Origin of the sequence: Caproicibacterium amylolyticum (assembly GCF_014467055.1) — a bacterium.
Classification (GTDB): domain Bacteria; phylum Bacillota; class Clostridia; order Oscillospirales; family Acutalibacteraceae; genus Caproicibacterium; species Caproicibacterium amylolyticum.
In genome coordinates this window covers 571,012-590,059 of record NZ_CP060696.1, presented here as the reverse complement: position 1 = coordinate 590,059, position 19,048 = coordinate 571,012, and the positions used below count along the sequence as shown (strand labels likewise).

The window sequence follows — 19,048 nt, the reverse complement described above, 5'->3', positions numbered from 1 at the left end:
CTAAAATCCGAATTTTTCGAGATATGCCTGCGTAACACCGTTTTGCGGTGCGGGGGTCTGCAGCAGTTTTTCAATGTACTTTCCCATGCAGTCGGTTTCCAAATTGACCGTGTCACCCACACGGCACAGTCCCAGCGTGGTGCAGGCGGCAGTATAGGGAATAATCGATACCTGAAAACGATTATCGGCAGTTTCCGCCACCGTTAAGCTGATTCCATCCACGGCAACAGAACCTTTTTTCACAATGTAGTGCATAATGTCCTTTCCGGCGCGAATGGTGTACCAAACGGCATTATCATCCTTCTGCACTGCCAGAATCGTGCCAGTGCCGTCAATATGCCCCGCCACAATGTGCCCGCCGAAACGGCCGTTTGCCTGCATGGCCCGCTCCAGATTCACCGGGCTGCCGCTGTGCAGACGAGCAAATGTCGTGTAAAGCAGCGTTTCATGCATCACATCCGCGGTAAAAGATTCCGCCGAAAATGAAGTTACCGTCAGGCAGATGCCGTTCACAGCAATGCTGTCCCCCTCCTGCATATCGGCAAGGACTTTGTGTGCCTGCACCGTGAGTGCCAAAGAAGCCGCATTCTTTCGCACCGCCTGCACTGTACCAATCTCCTCTATGATTCCTGTGAACACGATATCACCTGACTTTCCAGCAGCAGGTCGCTTCCCAGCCGCTCAACCGACGGTTCGGACAGTTGGAACGCTGCCTGTGGGGACTGCACGCCGCAGCCGCCCACCGGGTTTTTTGCTGCTGCACCGCCAAACAGCTTTGGCGCAATGTACGCCTGCACTTTATTGACAATCCCGCTTTGCAGCGCAGACCAGTTCAGGGCGGCGCCGCCCTCCAGCAGGACACTGTCCAGTTCCTGCCTGCCCAGTTCCTGCATCAGTGCCCGCAGATTCACACGGCCGTCCCGTTCCGGCAGCACCAGCACTTGACAGCCTGCAGCGAGGTACGGCTGCTGCAGGTCACTCTCTGCACAACAGGTGGCAAGAATAGTGCGGGTCTCTTTTGCCGTAGCAACCACCTGCGCGGTCAGCGGGGTGCGCAAATGTGTGTCACAAATAATCCGCGCCGGATTTTTTCCCTCCGGCAGGCGGCAGGTAAGCTGCGGGTCATCTGCCAACACCGTACCGGCACCCACCAGAACCGCTGCATATCGGTTCCGGTCCTGATGCACTCTTTTGCGTGCTTCTTCCCCGGTAATCCACTTGGAAAGTCCGGAAGCCGCCGCGATTTTCCCATCCATCGTCATGGCATATTTGAGCACAACAAACGGAACTTTCTTCTGAATAAAATACAGAAAAACTTCATTCTGGCGGTCACACTCCCCGCGAAGCACATTCTCCGTTACAGCAATTCCGTGTTCCCGCAAAGTCCGCACCCCTTTTCCCGCCACCAACGGATTGGGGTCCGCGGAACCAATCACAACCCGCCGGATACCGCTTTCCAGAATGGCATCCGTGCAGGGCGGCGTTTTCCCCCAGTGACAGCAAGGCTCCAACGTAACGAAAAGCTCTGCTCCCTGCGGGGATTCGCTGCAGCTTGCCAGTGCGTTTCGCTCTGCGTGCAAGCCGCCGTACTGCTGGTGGTGCCCCTGACCAATTATTCGGCCATCCTTGACAATCACCGCGCCGACCATTGGGTTGGGGTTGACACGGCCGCAGCCTTTTTGTGCAAGCCCCAGCGCCATGTGCATGTATGCTTCATCCGTCATAGAACCACTCCTGTACAGAAAAATGCCCTGAACAAGAATCGTTCAGGGCATTTCCAAGAAGCAGCTTTTCCATGCATTCTGCCTGTAAAAAACAAAAGCTCTGAAATGATAGAAAACCATTTCAGAGCAGAAAATACAGGCATAAACACAGAAACACTGCTTACGCAAATCTTCTTTTATTCAGACTTTAACTGCCGGCCCCGGAATCACACCGAGTCATGCCTTGCGGCTCGTGGGCTTTACCACCGATAGGGATTTTCACCCTGCCCCGAAGATATTTTATTCAGTTGTGCTTATTATAGCCGCGCACCAACGAACTGTCAAGCGAATTTTTCCGACTGACTGGATTACCGCTCACAAAGCTTGTAATTTTGCAAATTCCTCCGCTTTATAATCAATGCCTACGCACTATATCCTGCTAAACAGCTTTAAATAGAAACGGCAAGTTTAAATTTTACAGAAAAAGTATGATTTGAATTTTGTTTCCAAATTGAAAACTCTGCCGTACATATATTGACGAATACAAGTTCAAGGGGTATCATTAATTTTATGAGAAGAAAAGAAATTAAGCCAAACAGTATTTTGGAAGCTGCCATTCGCTATGTTGGCGAACATGGTCTTGAGAGAGTTTCCACCGCAAAAATAGCCACCGAGTTAGGCATTTCAGAAGGCTCCATTTTTAATAATTTCGCAACGAAATCAGAGCTGCTTTTGCAGTGCCTTTATTATATTGACAGGAGAGTTGACGCTGCTCTGCACGAAGTTCCTTTTCAAGGACTTAACTTTGAAAAAAATGCAAACGCACTGTGGGAAGCCTACCTGAACTACTGGCTGGAAAACGGCTTTCACGCAAAGTTTTACGTACAGTTCCGGCACTCTTCTTATTACACAGAAGAAGTAATAGAAGGGCAAAATGAATCTTTTCCGTTTTTTATCAAGCTGATCCAGAAAAATCAGTCTGTGCTGAACGTCAATTCTGACATTTTGTGGACTTATATCATTGAAACCACGCTGAACTTTGCTGTCCGCATCATTGACGAACGGCTGCCCTCCGGCAGCAAAGAGCGCAGCACTATGTACAATCTGCTGTTTCACGGCATAGCAGGTGCTTTCCATAAGGACAGCACCATCAAATGGCCCGCTGTGCAGGCTGTACCGGAAGAAAAACATCCGTAATGCAAAATTCCTCTCCAGAAATTTCAAGACTTCTGGAGAGGAATTTTTTAGTTTAACGCATATATATGCGGCAGCTGAGTGCCTCGCTGCCGCACAGCGCGCGGCTGCGCTCGTCCGGCTGATGTCCGCCGGCATAAACGACATAGTTTCCGGCCTCAAACCGGCGCTGCCCCTGTGCATCCACACTGTAAAAAGAAACCGCAGGAATTTCAAAGGTCAGGCGGTGAATTTCGCCGGGAGCCAAAGCTGTCCGCGCGAAGCCGCACAGTCTGTAAGCCGGGTCCAGTTCACCCGGCTGCTCTTTGCCAAGATATATCTGCGTTACCTCATCTGCTGTTACAGCACCGGTGTTCTGCACCTCTATAGTCAGGCGCAGGCTTTCGCCGGACACAAGCGTGTCCTTTTCCAGTTGTAAATTGCTGTACGCAAAACGGCTGTAGGAAAGACCGTATCCAAACGGATAAAGCGGTGTTCCGCGGTAATACCGATAGGTGCGCCCCGCCATGCCGTAATCATCAAACGGCGGCAGGTCGTCCGTATTTTCATAGAACGTGACCGGCAGACGTCCGGCAGGCACCGCATCACCAAACAGCAGCCGTGCCAGCGCGGTGCCGCCGTGTGCGCCGCTGTACCACAGCTGCAAAATTGCCGTGCAGTGTTCCTGTGCAAAGCGCAGGTCCAGTGCGCTGCCGCTGTTTACCGCCAGAATCACCGGCTTGCCGCTTGCACACACCGCCTGCAGCAGGCGGCGCTGCGGCGCGGGCAGGCGCAGGTCTGTTTTATCGCCTGCCGCGAACTCGTTTCCGGCGTCCCCCTGCTCGCCCTCAATGGTCGGGTCCAATCCAAGGCAGAGAACCACTACATCTGAAGCAGCAGCTACGGCGGCGGCCTCGCTCAGGCGGTCATCCTGCTGTGCCAAATCCATCACATTATCTTTGTACAGGTGACAGCCCTGCGCATAAAGCACCCTTGCGCTGCCGCCCACATAGTCCTGAATCCCGCGCAGGTTGGTTTCCCAGTGGGATGCCGTACCGCAGTAATTACCGCGCAGGACTTCAATGCTGTCTGCGTTCGGGCCAATTACACCGATGGTGTGCAGGGATTTCAGCGAAAGCGGCAGCAGGCCGTCATTTTTCAGCAGCACCGCGGATTTTTCACTCATACGCAGAGAAGCTGCATTGTGTTCCGCTGAATCTACTTCTGAAAACGGAATACTGTCATATGGGCAGTCCTGTGCAAATTCGCCAAGTGCAAAGCGGATGGTGAAAAGGCGTTCTGCCGCTGTGCGGATGTCCTTTTCTGTAACCATTCCTTTTGCAAACGCTTCCATGATATGCGGATAAGTATCCCCACAGTCCAGGTCGCAGCCATTGGGCAGAGCAAGCTGTGCAGTATCCAGCGGTCCCTCGGTCAAGGGGCTGAACTGGTACAGGTCATGCAGTGCCCACGCATCTGAAACAAAATATCCGTGAAACCCCCACTTTCCGCGCAGAATCTTCTGCAGCTGCGGATTTGCACAGCACGGCACACCATTGATGCGGTTATAGCCACCCATGATACCTGCAACATCCGCCTCTTTGACCAATGCTTCAAAAGCGGGCAGATAGGTATCCCACAGGTCGTGCAGGCTGACTTTAGCGTCATAGCCGTGGCGGGTCGCTTCCGGGCCGCTGTGCACTGCAAAATGCTTTGCACATGCAGCAGCTTTCAGGTAAGCACCGTCCCCCTGCAGGGCTTTCACGTAGGCACAGCCAAGCCGCGCTGTTAAAAATGGATCCTCGCCGTAAGTTTCCTGCCCCCTGCCCCAGCGCGGGTCACGGAAAAGGTTGATATTCGGCGACCAGAAAGTCAGACCTTTGTACAAGTCCCGGTCACCTGCAGCGGCCTGCATATTGTACTTGGCGCGCCCCTCCTCGGCAATAATATCCGCCATAGCAGACATTTCCGCTTCATCAAAAACAGCGGCCATCGCAATCGCCTGCGGGAACACCGTGGCGGTGCCTGCGCGTGCCACCCCGTGCAGTGCTTCATTCCACCAGTTGCAGGCCGGAATATGCAGGCGTTCCACTGCAGGCGCGTCATAACGAAGCTGCGAAGCTGCTTCCTCCAGCGTCATCTTTTCCACTAATTGCTGTGCCTGCTGTCGGAACAAATTTTGTTTTTCCTGTTTGCTCATTTCTGCCTCCTGATTGACATCAACTAACACAAAATTTATAATATTTCTATAACATGAAACTATATAATTTTCGATTTACTGGGGGATTCTTTTTGAAACTGCGAAAAGCACTTGCCTGTATTCTTTCTGCCGCGATCCTTTCCGCTGCTGCAGCCTGCGGGCAGGAAACAGCCGCTTCTTCCTCGGCTGCTGCATCCACTGCCGCGTCAAATTCAGCTTCCGCTGTTACGCTGCAATACTACACCATTGGGCCGGCCGGCAAGGACCTTACCGCCGTAAACAATGCACTCAACGAACTGCTGATGAAAAAAATCGGTGTCCGGGTCAAAATCAACTATATCGACTGGGACGACTACACTACCAAGCTTTCCGCAATTATCGACTCCGGCACCAGTTTCGACATTGCCTTCACCTCCAGCCAACAGGGCGACTTTGTCGGCAATGCCCGCAAGGGCGCATGGCTGGATTTGACCTCTTACTTAAAAACTACTGGAAAGAAAATGTACGACGCGATTGACCCGCTTTTCTGGACAGGCATTAAAATCGACGGCAAAACCTACGGCATTCCCACCAACAAAGAAATTGCCACCCCTGATCTCTGGATTTATTCCAAAGCACTCGCAGAAAAATACGGCATTGACGTAAAGCAGTACAGGACGCTGGAATCTCTGGAGCCAATCCTAAAAAAAGTAAAGCAGGCAGAGCCGCAGTGCATCCCCATGGCACTGGACCGCAACTCCGAGAATTTCTTTAGCATAGACGGCTACGAATACATCGTCAATCACAACATTCCGCTGATGGTCAAGTCCTCTGACACCAGTCTTAAAATTGTCAACATCTATGAAACTGACTGTGCAAAACAGGTGCTGCACACCCTGCGCCGTTACTATAAACTCGGCTATATCAATGCGGACGCCGCCTTTAAAACCAACAGCGATGACCTGAAAAATTACACCGTTTTGTGGCACAATGGTTCCGGCGGACCGTACTCAGACTCCACCTGGGCAAACAATCTTGGCTATCCGGTGGTGTGCCAGCAGGTTTCTCCCTCCGTCATCACTTCCGAATCCACACGCGGCGGCATCATGTCCGTCAGCGCGCACACACAGCATCCTAAAGAATGTGTGCGCTTCCTGAACTGCCTGAATACAGACGCAGAAGTGCGCAATATGCTGAATTACGGAATTGAAGGTACACACTACCGCCTGTCTGAAAAGCATCAGGTCATTGGGTTGGACAGCGGCTACCGCGGCATTCAGTACACTCAGGGAAACTGGTTCATTCTTTACACCACAGTGAATGACCCGGTCAACAAATGGGATGCTTACCGAAAATTCAACAAAGAGGCGGTACGCTCACAAGCACTCGGATTCACACCGGATATTTCGGATTCAAGCTCCGCGGCACAGGCCGCCGCAGTTGTGCGTGTCACCGAAAAATACTATCCATCGCTGATGACCGGCACGGTAGACCCAAATAAAATTCTGCCGCTGTTTTTGCAGGAACTTCGCGAAGCAGGCATTGACAAACTGCAAAGCACGCTGCAGCAGCAGATTACTGCCTGGAAAGCAAAAGGGTTTTAGTTGCTTTCCGCAGCGCAGCTTCTTTACGGCATGGCTTCGCCCGCCGCAGAGGATGCTGCTGTGTACTGCTTTTTTCACACAAAGGGCTTTACGGGTCAAGAGAAAGATCTTGGGGCTTTGCCCCAAACCCTACAGCCTTGTGAACAAGGTTGGCGAAAACTTTACTGAAAGCCAACAAGAGCCGCTGCTTTTACCACCGCAGCGGCTCTTGTTTTGATTTGTCTTACTCTGTGGCAAACTGAATCTTATAGGTCTTGATTTCGTACGGGTCAATGTGGAACGTAAAGCGGTTTCCGTCATACGGAACCGCTTTCTGTTCCTCTTCAATCAGATTGCACTCGGTAACCGACGCAATCGGCACCGCCGCAGTGATGGTAACTGGGCCGCGCTGATTCTGGTAATCGTAAATACGCACAACTGTGCCGGTGCCGTCCTCTGCCTGCTTTACGGTTTCCAGCATAACGTGTTCTGCGTCCACAGAAAGGAACGAATTGTTCAGGCTCTCTCCGCCCTGCACGGCATAAGCAGGCTGGTTCAGCTTTGCCGCCTCTTTGGCGGTTTCGCCCTCCTGCCAGGAACCCCTATGCGGGTACAAAGAGTAGGTGAAGAAATGCTCTTCCTGGTCGGTGGTGGGGTTCGGCTCAATGCCGGATTTAATCAGTGTCAAAGCAAGGTCACCGTCATGTACGGAATGACCGTACTTGCAGTCATTCAGCAGGGAAACACCGTAGCCGCCCTCGGAAAGGTCCGCCCACTTGTGCCCGCAGGATTCAAAGCGTGCGACTTCCCAGCTGGTGTTCTGCGTCACTTTGCGCTTGACGTTTCCGAACTGAATGTCAAACGTTGCCTCGTCTGTATGAATCGCCAGCGGGAAATGCACTTTCAGCAACTGCTGATGCTCGTGCCAGTCCACATAGCTTTCAAAGTCGATGCGGCGCAGATTTGCGTAAAAATGAATTTTCTGCCGAATGAGGGAGCCCTGAAATTTCCGTTCAATCTGTAATGTTGCACGTACCGGGCCGCGCTCCGTCCACTCGATGGACTGCGCATCGGTGACATCCCAGTATTTCTCTTTGTAGAAAATATCAATGTCCCAGTTATCGTAATAAATCGGCTTATCTTCATAAACGCGCATCAGGTTTGCCGATTTACCGGGCTGCAGCACTTCACGATTATTTTCTTTATCAAACACAGAAGCAAAGCAGCCATCCGCTGTAAATTTTACAGAGTAGAACGGTGTTTCAATTCCGCTGTCAGAAATCTGCAGCGGATTCTCCGCATGCTCCGCGCTGCACGGCAGCAGGCTTGCACAGCCTTTTGCCGGAAGCCCGGTCACATAGGCAACGGCGGTACCATCCGCGCACTTCTGCACGGGTGCTGTGCTGCCGTCCGGCAGGCGCAATGCAGAAGCGTTGCAGCCGTCCAGTATAACTACGTCATCCCGCACAAAGCTGAGTGTATTAAACAGCACCTGCGCCCCACCGTTTCCGGCAAGCAGATGCAGCCGCTCGCGAATCAGCCGCTGTGCCTGCTCTGCAAGTGCGGCATATTCCTTTTTCGTCTGCTCGTATACTTCATGGATAGCGCTGCCGGGCAGAATATCATGGAACTGATTAAGCAGCACGATTTTCCACATCTGCTCCAGTTCTTTTGCGGGGTAGTCCATTCCCGCGCGTTCTGCCAGCACAGAAAGCAGTTCCAAATCCATGAGCATCAGTTCACTCTTGCGGTTAGCGCGCTTGTTGCGTGCCATGGAGGTATAGGTACCGCGGTGATATTCAAAATAGAACTCACCCTCCCACACAGGCAGGCGCTTGTTTCCGGCGACTCTTTCTTCCAGTTCGCGGAAATAGGTTCCGGCGAACTCCTGCCGCACCTTCGGCACACCCTGTATACCTTTTTCCAAGCGCTTGGAGGTTTCCAGCATCTCGCGGGTCGGGCCGCCGCCGCCGTCGCCGTAGCCGTAGGCAATCAAAACGTCATTGTTGATTTCTTTGTTCTGGTAACGGTCCCATGCGCCCATAACGGAATCTGGATGCAGCATGCCGTTGTACGTTGTAAAGAAGTTTCCGGTCGGCTGCCCTACACCCAGCGTCGTGATGAAATGCGTCAGGATTTCAGTGCCGTCAATGCCGCGCCAATTCAGAGTATCATACGGTATTTTATTGAACTGGTTCCATGAAAGCTTGGTGGTCATAAAATAATCAATGCCGCACTTTTTTGCAATCTGCGGCAGCGCCCCGGAGTAGCCGAACACATCCGGCAGCCAAAGCACTTTGTTGTCCTTGCCGAATTCTTCACGGAAAAAGCGCTTGCCGTTCAGAAACTGTCGCACCAACGATTCGCCGGAAGTCAGGTTGCAGTCGGCTTCCAGCCACATGCCGCCTTCCGGTTCCCAGCGACCCTCCGCAATGCGCTGCTTCACTTTTGCGTACAGCTCCGGGTAGCGGTCTTTCAGGAACTGATAAAGCTGCGGCTGGCTGGACATGAATTTGTAATCCGGGTATTCCTCCATCAGCTTGAGCACCGTGGAAAAGCTGCGCGCAACTTTTTCGCGCGTCTGCTCTACCGTCCACCACCACGCAACGTCAATGTGTGTGTGGCCGATGCAGGTAGCAATTACGTCATCGTGACCGGCAAGCTCAGTGTACAGCTTTTCGCCGATGTAAGCACGTGCCTTTTTTACGGAATCGGTAAAGTCCTGTGACGGCACACAGCGCATATCCAATAGGTTCACTGTGTCATTAAGAACCGTTTCAATTTCATAGCGCGTACGGCAATCCTTTTCCATGCGCGCCAGTGACCAGAGCGGAATCTGCAGGTCATAGTACATGCCCTCCACTTGGGGGTCAATCTCCATTGCTTCCCCCAGCAAGCGGAATTCATCGTGCAGGGTACCGGTATACGCCTGCAGGTCCACCTGATAGGTTTCCCCTGCCTTTGCGCTGCGGGTTATGAGTGCTTCGCGGTGGTTCATGTCGATTCCCTGTACGATTTCGCCGTTCAGGAACAGCAAAAACTGCGGGTTTTTGCCGTCATCCCACTCGTCAATCTGAGTACGGATGTTGAACCAGAGCGGACGGCCGTCAAAACTCTGCGGCACGGTCAGCGTAGTGCGGAACCAATCGTGTTTGTCCGGCCCGTACCAGTGCATGGTGCGGCTGTCAAACGTCTGCCACGGTGTTTCGGATTTGTCGGCATCTGCCGGGCGCAGAAAGTTCCCTTCCTTGCGCTGCCAATCGGTCAGCTCCAGCTTCTGCACGCATTTTGCTTTTTTCAGTTGGTCACAGATTACCTGTGCCCGTTCTTTTGCAAAAATCATGTGGTTTCCTCCAAAGGATAATCTTTCATATACTGCAGCAGTTCCTCTGCAGTTGTAAAGGCAAGGCCGGTCACAGTATCCGCACAACCATAGTAAATGGCAATGCGGCCGGTGGGTGCGTCGGTCAGCACCGCGCAGGGGAAGGTAACATTTGGCACATCGCCTACACATTCATACAGTTCCTGCGGTGCAAGGATGTAGTTGCGGGAGCGCGCCTTTACGATCCACGGCTTTTCCAAGTCCAGCAGTGCACAGCCGATGCGGTAGACAAAGCCGTTGCAGGTGTTGATGACCCCGTGGTAAATCAGCAGCCAACCTTCATCTGTTTCAATCGGAGTCGGCCCCGGGCCAATTTTTTTGGACTGCCAGGCGGAAGCGTCCCCGGTAATTTGCCCCATCACCCAGCGATGTTTTCCCCAAAAAGTCAAATCCGGACTTTCGCTGTAAAAGATATCGCCGAAAGGAGTGTGTCCGGTATCACTTGGGCGGGAAAGCATTGCATAGTGTTCCCCGATTTTTCGCGGAAACAGCACGCCGTTGCGGTTGTAGGGCAAAAAGGCATTTTCCAGCTGATAAAATGTTTTGAAGTCAAAGGTATACGCAATACCGATAGTCGGCCCGTGGTAACCGTTGCACCAGGTAATGTAGTAGCGGTCCTCTATAAAGCAGACACGCGGGTCGTAACGATACTCCCGCTTTGTAACTTCCGGGTCACCCTCAAAGGAAATCGGCTGCGCGGAAATCTCCCAATGAATGCCGTCTTTGCTGAAACCCGCAAAAATATCCATGCTGACGGAACGGGAATCGCAGCGGAATACACCGGCGTACCCCTCACCAAACGGTACCACCGCGGAATTAAAAATACTGTTGGCATTCGGCACGGCGTCCCGCGTAATAATCGGATTTTCACTGTACCTCCAGACGGGCATCCGGCAATTTGCCGGTTTTTCCTGCCACGGCATGTCGGGCAGGACATTTCCTTTCAAATGGCTCATGAGAGACTCCTTTCAAATTCACTGACACAGAAAGACCCGAACGGGTTTCCATTCGGGTCTTTGGTTTTAGCACTTATTACTTCTGGGCATCCAGCTGCTTCTGTGCTTCCTGCATGATTTTGTCGAAGCCGTTCTGCTTGAGTTCAGCAGTTAGCTGCGGAATCACGGTATTCGGGTCGGAAGCACCGGTCCAGAGCTCTGTCTTGTATTTTTCCCAAATGGTGTTGCAGTTCGCCATTTCATTGGTAAGGTTCGAAATGTCAATAGAGAATCCCAGGCAGGCAGATTCGGTTGCTTTTTCATTCAGCTTCTTTACTTCATCATACTGATTCGCCGGGTTCGGAGAAATCGGAGAAAGGACGAAGAAAGTGCCCTGTGAGTAAGCCGGCAGTGTCCACTGCTTGTTTTCCGGAATCTTAACAACATTCTTGGAAGAATCTGTGTAGCTCCAGTCTTTGTCCGGCACACCGTAAGCCATCAGGTCACGCATATAGGAATCCGTGTTGATAAGCTGCAGCAGCTTCAGGCAGGCTTCTTTATGCTGGGAATTTGCGGAAATCGCGTTCATGGAACCCTGAATGCTCTCAGTGGTGTACAGTGGGTCAGAAACCTGTACGGAATCGTACTTGGAAACGCCCTCTTTTTGTGCCCAGGCAACTTCTGCACCCGGGAAGCCTTGTGCACTCATGAATGCCTTGTTTTTCGGCGCATCACCAACGGTGGAAGCATCCTGATTGATGATGCCGTCTTTGTACCAGCTGTGCAACAGATTGAGCTTTTCTTTAATATCGCTCTGTTCCAGTGTATTCACAACCTTGCGGCTCTTGTCGTCAATTTTGACGCCGAGAATCGGCAGGCCGGTGCCAAGGCTGTCATATTCATTGAACATACCGGAGAAGCCGTTGCTCTTGTCCAGATGCAGCGGATAGAAGCTGTTGCCCTCGCCCTGTTTCATCTTGCGCAACGGTGTGTCCAAATCTTTCATGGTCTTAATGCTCTTTGTATCAATATTGTACTTCTTAACATACTTGTCATCCCATGCCCAGTACTGCGTGATAGAGGAATCCTTGTAAGTCGGTACAGCGTAAACCTTGCCGTTTACTTCAGTACCCTTCCAAACCTTTTCCGGAATGAATTTATACAGCTCCGGAGAAGCGCTCTTTGCAAGGTCGGTGATGTCCGCAAAAGCGCCCAGGTTTGCAAAGCGGCTGTAGTTTGTGTTGTTGGTGAACATCATGTCGAAAGAATCACCGGAGTTGACAATGGTGTTCATCTTGTCGGCCCAAGCGTCCCAACCGGCAATTTTCAGGTCAATTTTGACGCCGATTTTTTCTTCACTGTACTTGTTGATGGCTGCAAGGCCGGCCTCAAGGTCTGCCGGCTGATCACCAATCGTCCACCATGTAATGGTTTCGGTTCCACCGCTCTTAGAAGCCGCGGTGCTGGCTGCTCCGGAAGCTGTTCCGGACTGCGCTGCCTGAGATGAGCCGCTGCCGGCGCATCCGCTCAGTGCACCCGCTGCAACTGCAGCGGCGCAAAGCACTGATACAATTTTCTTTGCCTTTTTCATAGTTACCTCCCAAAATATATAAAACTGAATGATAAGACCCTGATTCAGTGGGTCAGCCCTTTACGGCACCAACGGTAAGACCGGAAATAAAGTATTTCTGGAAGAAGGGGTACGCACAGGCAATCGGCAGCACAATCAGCACCGCAATCGCCATACGGGCAGATTCCTTCGGCATATTGGCAGCAATCTGCGCTGCACTTACGCCCATGGAAGTCGCGTTCTGCGCAAGGTACTCGACCTGCCCCATAATCTGATTGAGCAGCGCCTGCAGGGAGTACATCCGCTGGTCATCTATGTACAGCATGGACTGGAACCAGTCGTTCCAGTAGCCAAAGCACAAGAACAATGCAATGGTTGCAACCACCGGCAGGGAAATCGGAATTACGATATTGAAGAAAATACGCAGCTGGCTTGCGCCATCAATCTTTGCGGATTCCACAATCGCTTCCGGCAGGGAACCCAAGAAAAACGTTTTACAGATGATAACGTTGAACGAAGAAACCGCCAGCGGCAAAATCAATGCCCAAAGTGTATTTTTCAGACCAATCATGTTGCCGATTACAAAATAAGTGGCAACCAAACCGCCGTTAAAAATCATGGGGATAAAGACCAGCCACGTCATAAACTTTTTCAGCCGGTACTTCGGGCGGGAAAGCACATAACCCATTGTGGTTGTCAGTAGCACGCCGATTACCGTACCTACAACGGTCACAAACAGAGAAATGCTCAGCGCTTTCAAAATAGTGCCGCTCTGCTGAAACAGGAACTGATAGCCCGCTGCGGAAAACGACTTTGGAATGAACTGATAACCGAACTGCTGAATCATTTTTTCATCTGAAAAAGAAATAGACACCATAAACAGAATCGGAACAACCGCAACCAGCACCAACACAATAAAGATAATGTTAAAAACAACATTCGTTACCGGCTTTACGCGGTTGTATTTATCCAGGCCGGTCTGGCTTTTTACCGGTTTTACTTTTGCTGAATTTGTCATTGCCAGCCCTCCTTAAATCATTGCGCTGTCCGGATCAATTTTTCGTACCACACCGTTGGCTGCCAGAACCATAATGCAGCCGACCACTGACTGCACCAGCGCCGCAGCACTCGCCATGCCGGTGCTCCCTTTCTTCATCATGGTAAAGACGTAAACGTCAATGGTGGTCGTCACATTGTAAAGGGAACTGGAATTTTGCGGGACCTGATAGAACAAGCCGAAATCCGTAGAGAAGATACGGCCGACTGCCATAATCAGCATAATAATAATTGTTGTACGAATCAGCGGCAGGGTAATGTAGCGCGTCTGTTGCCATTTGCTGGCACCGTCGATCAAAGCCGCCTCATAGTAGGTGCTGTCCAGATTGGTGATCGTCGCAAGGTAAATCACCATGTTGTACCCAAGGCCTTTCCAGATGTTCATAAAAGTCAGGAAAAGCGGCCAGTACTGCGGCTGCATGTACCATTGCACACGCTCGCCGCCCATGCTGGCAATCACACTGTTGACGTAGCCTTTGTCATAGCTCAAAAATCCCATGACCAGTGCGGAAACAACCACCCAGGAAAGGAAATACGGGAAAAAGATAGCCGACTGATAAACTTTTCCGAGCCGCTTGCTGTAAAGCTGCCCCATCATCAGTGCCAACGCCACCGGTACAACCATGTTCAGCAGAATAAAGACAAGGTTATAACCAATCGTGTTGCGGATGGTCATCCAGATATCACTGAAGCTGAACATTGCCTGAAAATTTTTCAGGCCGGTGCCACCCGCCCAAGGGCTGGAAAACACGCTTGAAATGAAACTGCCACGTACTCGAAAATCTTTAAAAGCAATAATCACACCGAACATCGGCAGAAAGCTAAAAAGGATGTACCAAATCGTAGTTGGCGCTGCAAGCAGCGTCAGCTCAGTATCATCCTTGCTCCAGCGTTTCCGTGTTCTTTTATGCTGTGCCAAAGTTAATCAATCCTTTCATCTCTCCTGCTGCACCTTAATCATATCTGCTTTCCTTTTTTGCTTCCAGACAAAAAAGATTATTCCATAGTATAAAAACTTTAGTTTCTATAAAAAATATAGAAAAAGGGGACAGGCACACAGAGGTTTTCTGTGCACCTGTCCCAGTGTTGTATGTAATTTTTCGGCTATGCCCCCCGCAAATCGGATGGCGAAAGCCCAAAGTAGCTGTGAAAGTGCGTGTAAAAATAATTCAGGTTTGCATAACCCACATCGTGTGCAACCACCGCAATCTTATCAGAAGAATTCTCAATTCGCCTGCGGGCTTCCTGCATTCTGTAAACCATCAGGTACTCCGAAAATTTCATTTTCGTTTCTTTCAGGAATATCTGTCCCATATAGGTCGAATTCATTTTAAATTTGTCAGCCACTGCTTTGAGGGTCAGGTTGTGTGCATATTCCTCACGAATCATCAGCAGGATTTTGTTTGTGAGATTGGAAATTTCAGAGTATGGAACATTCAGCACCGGGTCGCGTGCTTCATGTTCCGCACTGCGGTTTGCAAAGGTACCGTGAAAGTCCTCCGTGATAATTTTTTCAATGCACTTAAGCAGTGTCTGCCGCTCGACCGGCTTGAGCAGATAATCCTTTGCACCAACTGTCATGGAGCGCCGCACATACTCAAACGTATCGTAGCCGCTCATCATGATAAACTTTGTTTTCAGCCCAAGTTCCTGCAGCCTGCCAATCATTTCATACCCGCGCGTTTCGCCAATGCAAACGTCCACCAACGCAATGTCGGGGTGCATCATCATAGATTTTTCCACCGCCTCCGGGTAGCTTCCGGCTGTTTCCACTTGTGTAAAGTCATAATCCGGCCACGGAACCAAGCGAGTAATGCCCTTTAAAATATCCGGTTCATCGTCTACTACAAGCAGTCTGTACATCCGTTTCCTTCTCTCCTTCCGCTGGCAGGTACGGCACCCGTATGGTGGTTGTAACACCTGCCTCCTCATTATTGTGCAGCTGCATGAAAACCCCTTCTCCGTAAAAGAAGCGCAGCCGCGTGTAAACATTCTGCAGACCTATGCTTTTTCCGGCATGTGCCGGCTGCTCTCCCTCCACCACTGTCAGGGAACGGTTCAGTACTTCAAGATGTTTCAGTTCCATGCCGCTTCCATTGTCGATAAATTCAAAAACTGCTTCATTTCCCTCCAGATGCCCGTTAACCAACAGCAGATTGAACTCGCTGCTCGGGTCAATGCCATGGACAAAATAATTTTCCACAACCGGCTGCATCCAAAACTTAATCGTCTTCATTTGCAGAATCTCTTTATCTACATCCACCTGATAGAAAAAATGATCCTTGTACTTAAACTCCATGATTTTGAGGTACTGTGTTAAAATCTCCAGTTCCTCTGCAACGCTAATGCAATCCTGCCCTTTTACCACCATGCGGAACATGGAACCCAGTCCGCACACAGCATCTGCAACTTCAACATCTTCATTCACCAGTGCACGGGAACGGATAATATCCAGCGTATTGTACAGAAAATGCGGGTTAATCTGCTGCTGCAGCATTTTCATCTGCGCTTCCTGCTGCTTCAGTTTCAAAACATATTCGCGCTGCACGTAGTTCTCCAGGCGGTCGGACATCTCATTAAACTCCTGCGCAATAATGCGGAACTCGTCCCTGCGCTTCTCCAAATTGATATGCGTAAAGCTGCCGGCCTTCATGCCGTCGATTGCAGATGTGATTTTATTGAGATACCGCGCGTCGCGGCTCATGCGAAGCGCAATCAACAATGTAATGCAGAAAAATAACGCAACCATACACAGTGCAAGAAACAGCAGCTGCGCACTGCACTGACGCAAAACTTCATCGGACGGCAAAAAATAAACCATTTTCAGACCGCTGTGAGGAGAAACATAGCGCAAAAAGTGCCCGGACAGTCCATTACCTTTGGAAAGATTCCCTTGCATACCGCTTTGTTTGGAGGCAGCCAGCAAAGCTGCCTTTTCATCAGGATACGGTTCATGCAAAAAAATAATGTTCTCATCTGTAATGACGGCAGCAGAACCTAGCTCCAGTTTTTCCAAATCGCCGAAAAGCTCTGACGCACGCACGCGAAAACGTACAGTCCCCAGGTTTTTGGAAACATCCTTTGGATTCATAACATTATGGATAAACAAAAAGTCGTCGTTTCCTGACTCCTGTTTTTCCGGATTCGTCACTGCAAATTCCAGCCGCCCAGTACCATTTGTGTCGTAGGTCAGCACATTTGCAATACTGGCTTTGTTGTCCAAAGTAAAACTGACGCGCGAAATGGAATAACGGCTGTCCTGCACAAACTGTTGGATACTCTTCAGAAAATCAACCGAAGAAAATGAGCTGGCAGGCAGCGCCTGCAGCCGCGCGGTCATGTATTCGTCTGCATTGTGCCCTAAAAAACGCATGAAATCGCGCAGAGTGCCTTCACTTTGTTCGCGGTAAAGTCCTAAAATATAGTTATCGATTTTATCGCTGTAGGTTGAAATTTCCTGTTCGGTACTGGCAAAGCTCTGCTGCGCTGCCTGCGCACAGGAGGCTTCCTGTGTACTGAATATATGGTTAAAAAACAGCATGAATACCAACACACACGCCAGAAGCAAAGCTCCCGTATAAATCAGGAAAGATGTGCGGTAGACACGTTTTTTCATAAATTCGAGCATCCCGTCCGCCTTTCTCCTATACCTTCTGACTCAATTCAATCTTAGCTGTAATTTTTCAATCCGGACAGAGCAAATTGTTTATATTATAGTATAAAAACGTTAGTTTTAAAAGGACAGCTTCTTCCAGTTCTTAAATCGGAATTCAACAAACATAGCATGAAGTAACAAAAATGGGCCGAATGCTTCAAAAACATTCAGTCCATTTCAAAATATGATTTATGTTGGCGGCAAATTTAGTCCGCTGTACTTTCCTTTTGACTGCACATTGTACGCTCATAGGAGAAACCGCGGTCACACTGACGCAAAACCGGCTTTAGTTCAAAATAAACAACCGCATTTTTCTTTAAAAGCAGTTTTATCTGAATCATATTGTTTTCAGCAGCTCTCTGCTCTGTTGCAAGGAGCGGAACTGCACACTGCTGCAGTAGCGCTTTTTGCTCCGGTGAAAGGCTTGCCGGCTCGCCAAAGTCATGCCACATTTTCAGCGGATTGCAGGTCTCTTCGTCTACTGTCTTTGTTAAGAGGCACCACTCATCCTTCTTGCACGCCGGCAGGCTAAACTGCAGCGTCAGCTCACGGTCTGTGTCCTGCAGAGAAAGATTCCAGGCAGCACCGCAGTACCTTCCATCCGGTTTTTGAACAATAACAGAATCTTCTGCGCGGTGCACACAGGTCCCCTGCAAGTCCTTAAAGAAGCGGAATGTCCAGAAAGTCGGTTTGGGAATACAGCCGTTTGCCACCAGCCCAAAGCCGCCGTGGAATGGTGTAAAGGGTACGCCGCATTCTTCAAATATATCGCCGAATGTCCAGTAAGAATAAGATTCATTATCGTCCCCTAGTCGCGAAAGCTGCTGGGCAATATAGGCTGCATTCTGGTTGGTGTCATGCAGCGGTGTTTTGGGATTATAGGATGTGTTAAATTCTGTAACATGAATCGGCAGGCCGCGATACTGCGGGAAACTGTCCACGATTTCACGGGTTGTGTGCAGATTGGCAAGTCCTTCTTCCGGCGGATTTAGCCTGCAGTAACCGTAGTGGCCCACATACTGCGGCGGGCTAATGGTGTAATGGTGACGGGAAATAAAGTCCACCGGAATGTGCTTCTCCGCACAAAATTCCATAAACGCGCGAATCCAAACTTCGTCTGTACCGCCGCATACTGCCGGACCGCCTACCTGAAAGCGCTTGTCCACTTCCTTGACCGCAGCAAATGTGCGCTCAAAAAGTTTAAAATACTCTTTTTGGTCCGCATCTTTCCAGAACCCCGCAAGGTTTGGCTCGTTCCACACCTCGACCGGCCACGTTACCACTTCATCCGCGCCGTAACGCTCCATCAAATGACGCAGAGTCGCCTGCACCAGCGCGCACCAGGCATCGTAGCTTTTCGGCGGTGTTACATTGCCGTTCCAGTAAAAAACCGTCTGCTCTCCGGAGGCCAGCGCCTTTGGCATAAAGCCAAGCTCCAAAAACGGGCGCAGCCCCACCTTGCAGTAGCTGTCCATTACAAGGTCAAGATATGTGAAGTTATACTCGGGCTTTGTCTCCCCATTTTCGTCTGTGTATTCCTGGTAAATCGCCATGTCCTCGCAAAAAAGGCCGTGACCGCGGATGTGTTTAAACCCAATTTCCCGCTGCACCAATGCCAGCTGGTCCTGATATTCTTTCTGCAGTGCCAGTCCCATGCGGCCGGTCCCTACACAGTAATCCACATTGTTGTGAAACGGTACGGCAGCCCCCGGAAGGATTTGATAGTTCTTTGTTTCCTGCATAATCATACACTCCATTTTTCACCCATGCTTGACCGCTCTGCGGCAGGGTGGTATACTTTTTTAAAATTGA

13 protein-coding genes and 1 riboswitch are annotated in these 19,048 nt (G+C 50.5%); of the genes, 2 read left to right on the top strand and 11 right to left on the bottom strand.

Annotated features, from left to right (window positions below):
- Both H6X83_RS02620 and ribD read right to left on the bottom strand, forming a co-directional pair.
- Complete coding sequence (locus tag H6X83_RS02620) at nucleotides 1-606, bottom strand: riboflavin synthase (protein WP_425489199.1); 606 nt, start codon at nucleotides 604-606, stop codon at nucleotides 1-3.
- Between the two features lie 14 nt (nucleotides 607-620).
- Nucleotides 621-1,724 (bottom strand): bifunctional diaminohydroxyphosphoribosylaminopyrimidine deaminase/5-amino-6-(5-phosphoribosylamino)uracil reductase RibD, encoded by a 1,104-nt coding sequence (ribD, locus tag H6X83_RS02615; RefSeq protein WP_212507622.1) that lies wholly within the window; start codon nucleotides 1,722-1,724, stop codon nucleotides 621-623.
- Between the two features lie 164 nt (nucleotides 1,725-1,888).
- Nucleotides 1,889-2,004: riboswitch (FMN riboswitch) on the bottom strand.
- Between the two features lie 269 nt (nucleotides 2,005-2,273).
- Between ribD and H6X83_RS02610 the strand changes: the two genes are divergently transcribed.
- Nucleotides 2,274-2,900 carry a TetR/AcrR family transcriptional regulator gene (locus H6X83_RS02610; RefSeq protein WP_212507621.1) on the top strand — a complete coding sequence of 209 codons (627 nt, stop codon included), beginning with the start codon at nucleotides 2,274-2,276 and terminating at the stop codon, nucleotides 2,898-2,900.
- Between the two features lie 52 nt (nucleotides 2,901-2,952).
- Here the strand turns inward: H6X83_RS02610 and H6X83_RS02605 are convergent, their stop codons facing one another.
- Nucleotides 2,953-5,076, bottom strand: a complete 2,124-nt coding sequence (locus H6X83_RS02605; protein ID WP_212507620.1) for a glycoside hydrolase family 3 C-terminal domain-containing protein — start codon at nucleotides 5,074-5,076, stop codon at nucleotides 2,953-2,955.
- 92 nt (nucleotides 5,077-5,168) lie between these two features.
- Between H6X83_RS02605 and H6X83_RS02600 the strand changes: the two genes are divergently transcribed.
- The gene (locus tag H6X83_RS02600) at nucleotides 5,169-6,659 is read left to right on the top strand and encodes an ABC transporter substrate-binding protein (RefSeq protein WP_212507619.1); all 1,491 of its coding nucleotides are present in this window, start codon (nucleotides 5,169-5,171) and stop codon (nucleotides 6,657-6,659) included.
- Nucleotides 6,660-6,882: 223 nt separating this feature from the next.
- On the opposite strand, the gene H6X83_RS02595 is transcribed toward H6X83_RS02600, so the two are convergent.
- From H6X83_RS02595 to H6X83_RS02560, 8 genes are all read right to left on the bottom strand, one after another.
- A complete protein-coding gene (locus tag H6X83_RS02595; protein WP_212507618.1) occupies nucleotides 6,883-9,981 on the bottom strand; it encodes an alpha-mannosidase in 3,099 nt (1,032 codons plus the stop codon).
- On the bottom strand, nucleotides 9,978-10,976 hold the full coding sequence (locus H6X83_RS02590; RefSeq protein ID WP_212507617.1) for a glycoside hydrolase family 130 protein: 999 nt from the start codon (nucleotides 10,974-10,976) through the stop codon (nucleotides 9,978-9,980). Before H6X83_RS02590 ends, H6X83_RS02595 begins: the two co-directional genes overlap by 4 nt.
- Before the next feature lie 76 nt (nucleotides 10,977-11,052).
- Nucleotides 11,053-12,546: an ABC transporter substrate-binding protein gene (locus H6X83_RS02585; RefSeq protein ID WP_212507616.1), complete on the bottom strand. Its 1,494-nt coding sequence runs from the start codon at nucleotides 12,544-12,546 to the stop codon at nucleotides 11,053-11,055.
- 52 nt (nucleotides 12,547-12,598) lie between these two features.
- Nucleotides 12,599-13,543, bottom strand: coding sequence for a carbohydrate ABC transporter permease (locus tag H6X83_RS02580; RefSeq protein WP_212507615.1), 945 nt, complete (start codon nucleotides 13,541-13,543; stop codon nucleotides 12,599-12,601).
- A 12-nt stretch (nucleotides 13,544-13,555) separates the two neighbouring features.
- Nucleotides 13,556-14,500, bottom strand: coding sequence for an ABC transporter permease (locus H6X83_RS02575; protein ID WP_212507614.1), 945 nt, complete (start codon nucleotides 14,498-14,500; stop codon nucleotides 13,556-13,558).
- A gap of 185 nt (nucleotides 14,501-14,685) precedes the next feature.
- Nucleotides 14,686-15,444: a response regulator transcription factor gene (locus H6X83_RS02570; protein ID WP_212507613.1), complete on the bottom strand. Its 759-nt coding sequence runs from the start codon at nucleotides 15,442-15,444 to the stop codon at nucleotides 14,686-14,688.
- Nucleotides 15,416-17,197 (bottom strand): histidine kinase, encoded by a 1,782-nt coding sequence (locus tag H6X83_RS02565; protein WP_212507612.1) that lies wholly within the window; start codon nucleotides 17,195-17,197, stop codon nucleotides 15,416-15,418. The genes H6X83_RS02570 and H6X83_RS02565 overlap by 29 nt, the downstream gene beginning before the upstream one ends.
- Nucleotides 17,198-17,442: 245 nt before the next feature.
- Entirely contained in the window at nucleotides 17,443-18,978 is a 1,536-nt protein-coding gene (locus tag H6X83_RS02560; protein WP_212507611.1) for a GH39 family glycosyl hydrolase, read from the bottom strand.
- Nucleotides 18,979-19,048: the final 70 nt, after the last annotated feature.

Excerpts from the sequence above, each read along its gene's own strand:
- H6X83_RS02565 (WP_212507612.1), bottom strand. The coding sequence starts at position 17,197 with ATGAAAAAACGTGTCTACCGCACATCTTTCCTGATTTATACGGGAGCT.
- H6X83_RS02590 (WP_212507617.1), bottom strand. The coding sequence starts at position 10,976 with ATGAGCCATTTGAAAGGAAATGTCCTGCCCGACATGCCGTGGCAGGAA.
- ribD (WP_212507622.1), bottom strand. The coding sequence starts at position 1,724 with ATGACGGATGAAGCATACATGCACATGGCGCTGGGGCTTGCACAAAAA.
- H6X83_RS02610 (WP_212507621.1), top strand. The coding sequence starts at position 2,274 with ATGAGAAGAAAAGAAATTAAGCCAAACAGTATTTTGGAAGCTGCCATT.
- H6X83_RS02560 (WP_212507611.1), bottom strand. The coding sequence starts at position 18,978 with ATGCAGGAAACAAAGAACTATCAAATCCTTCCGGGGGCTGCCGTACCG.
- H6X83_RS02605 (WP_212507620.1), bottom strand. The coding sequence starts at position 5,076 with ATGAGCAAACAGGAAAAACAAAATTTGTTCCGACAGCAGGCACAGCAA.
- H6X83_RS02595 (WP_212507618.1), bottom strand. The coding sequence starts at position 9,981 with ATGATTTTTGCAAAAGAACGGGCACAGGTAATCTGTGACCAACTGAAA.
- H6X83_RS02580 (WP_212507615.1), bottom strand. The coding sequence starts at position 13,543 with ATGACAAATTCAGCAAAAGTAAAACCGGTAAAAAGCCAGACCGGCCTG.
- H6X83_RS02570 (WP_212507613.1), bottom strand. The coding sequence starts at position 15,444 with ATGTACAGACTGCTTGTAGTAGACGATGAACCGGATATTTTAAAGGGC.
- H6X83_RS02585 (WP_212507616.1), bottom strand. The coding sequence starts at position 12,546 with ATGAAAAAGGCAAAGAAAATTGTATCAGTGCTTTGCGCCGCTGCAGTT.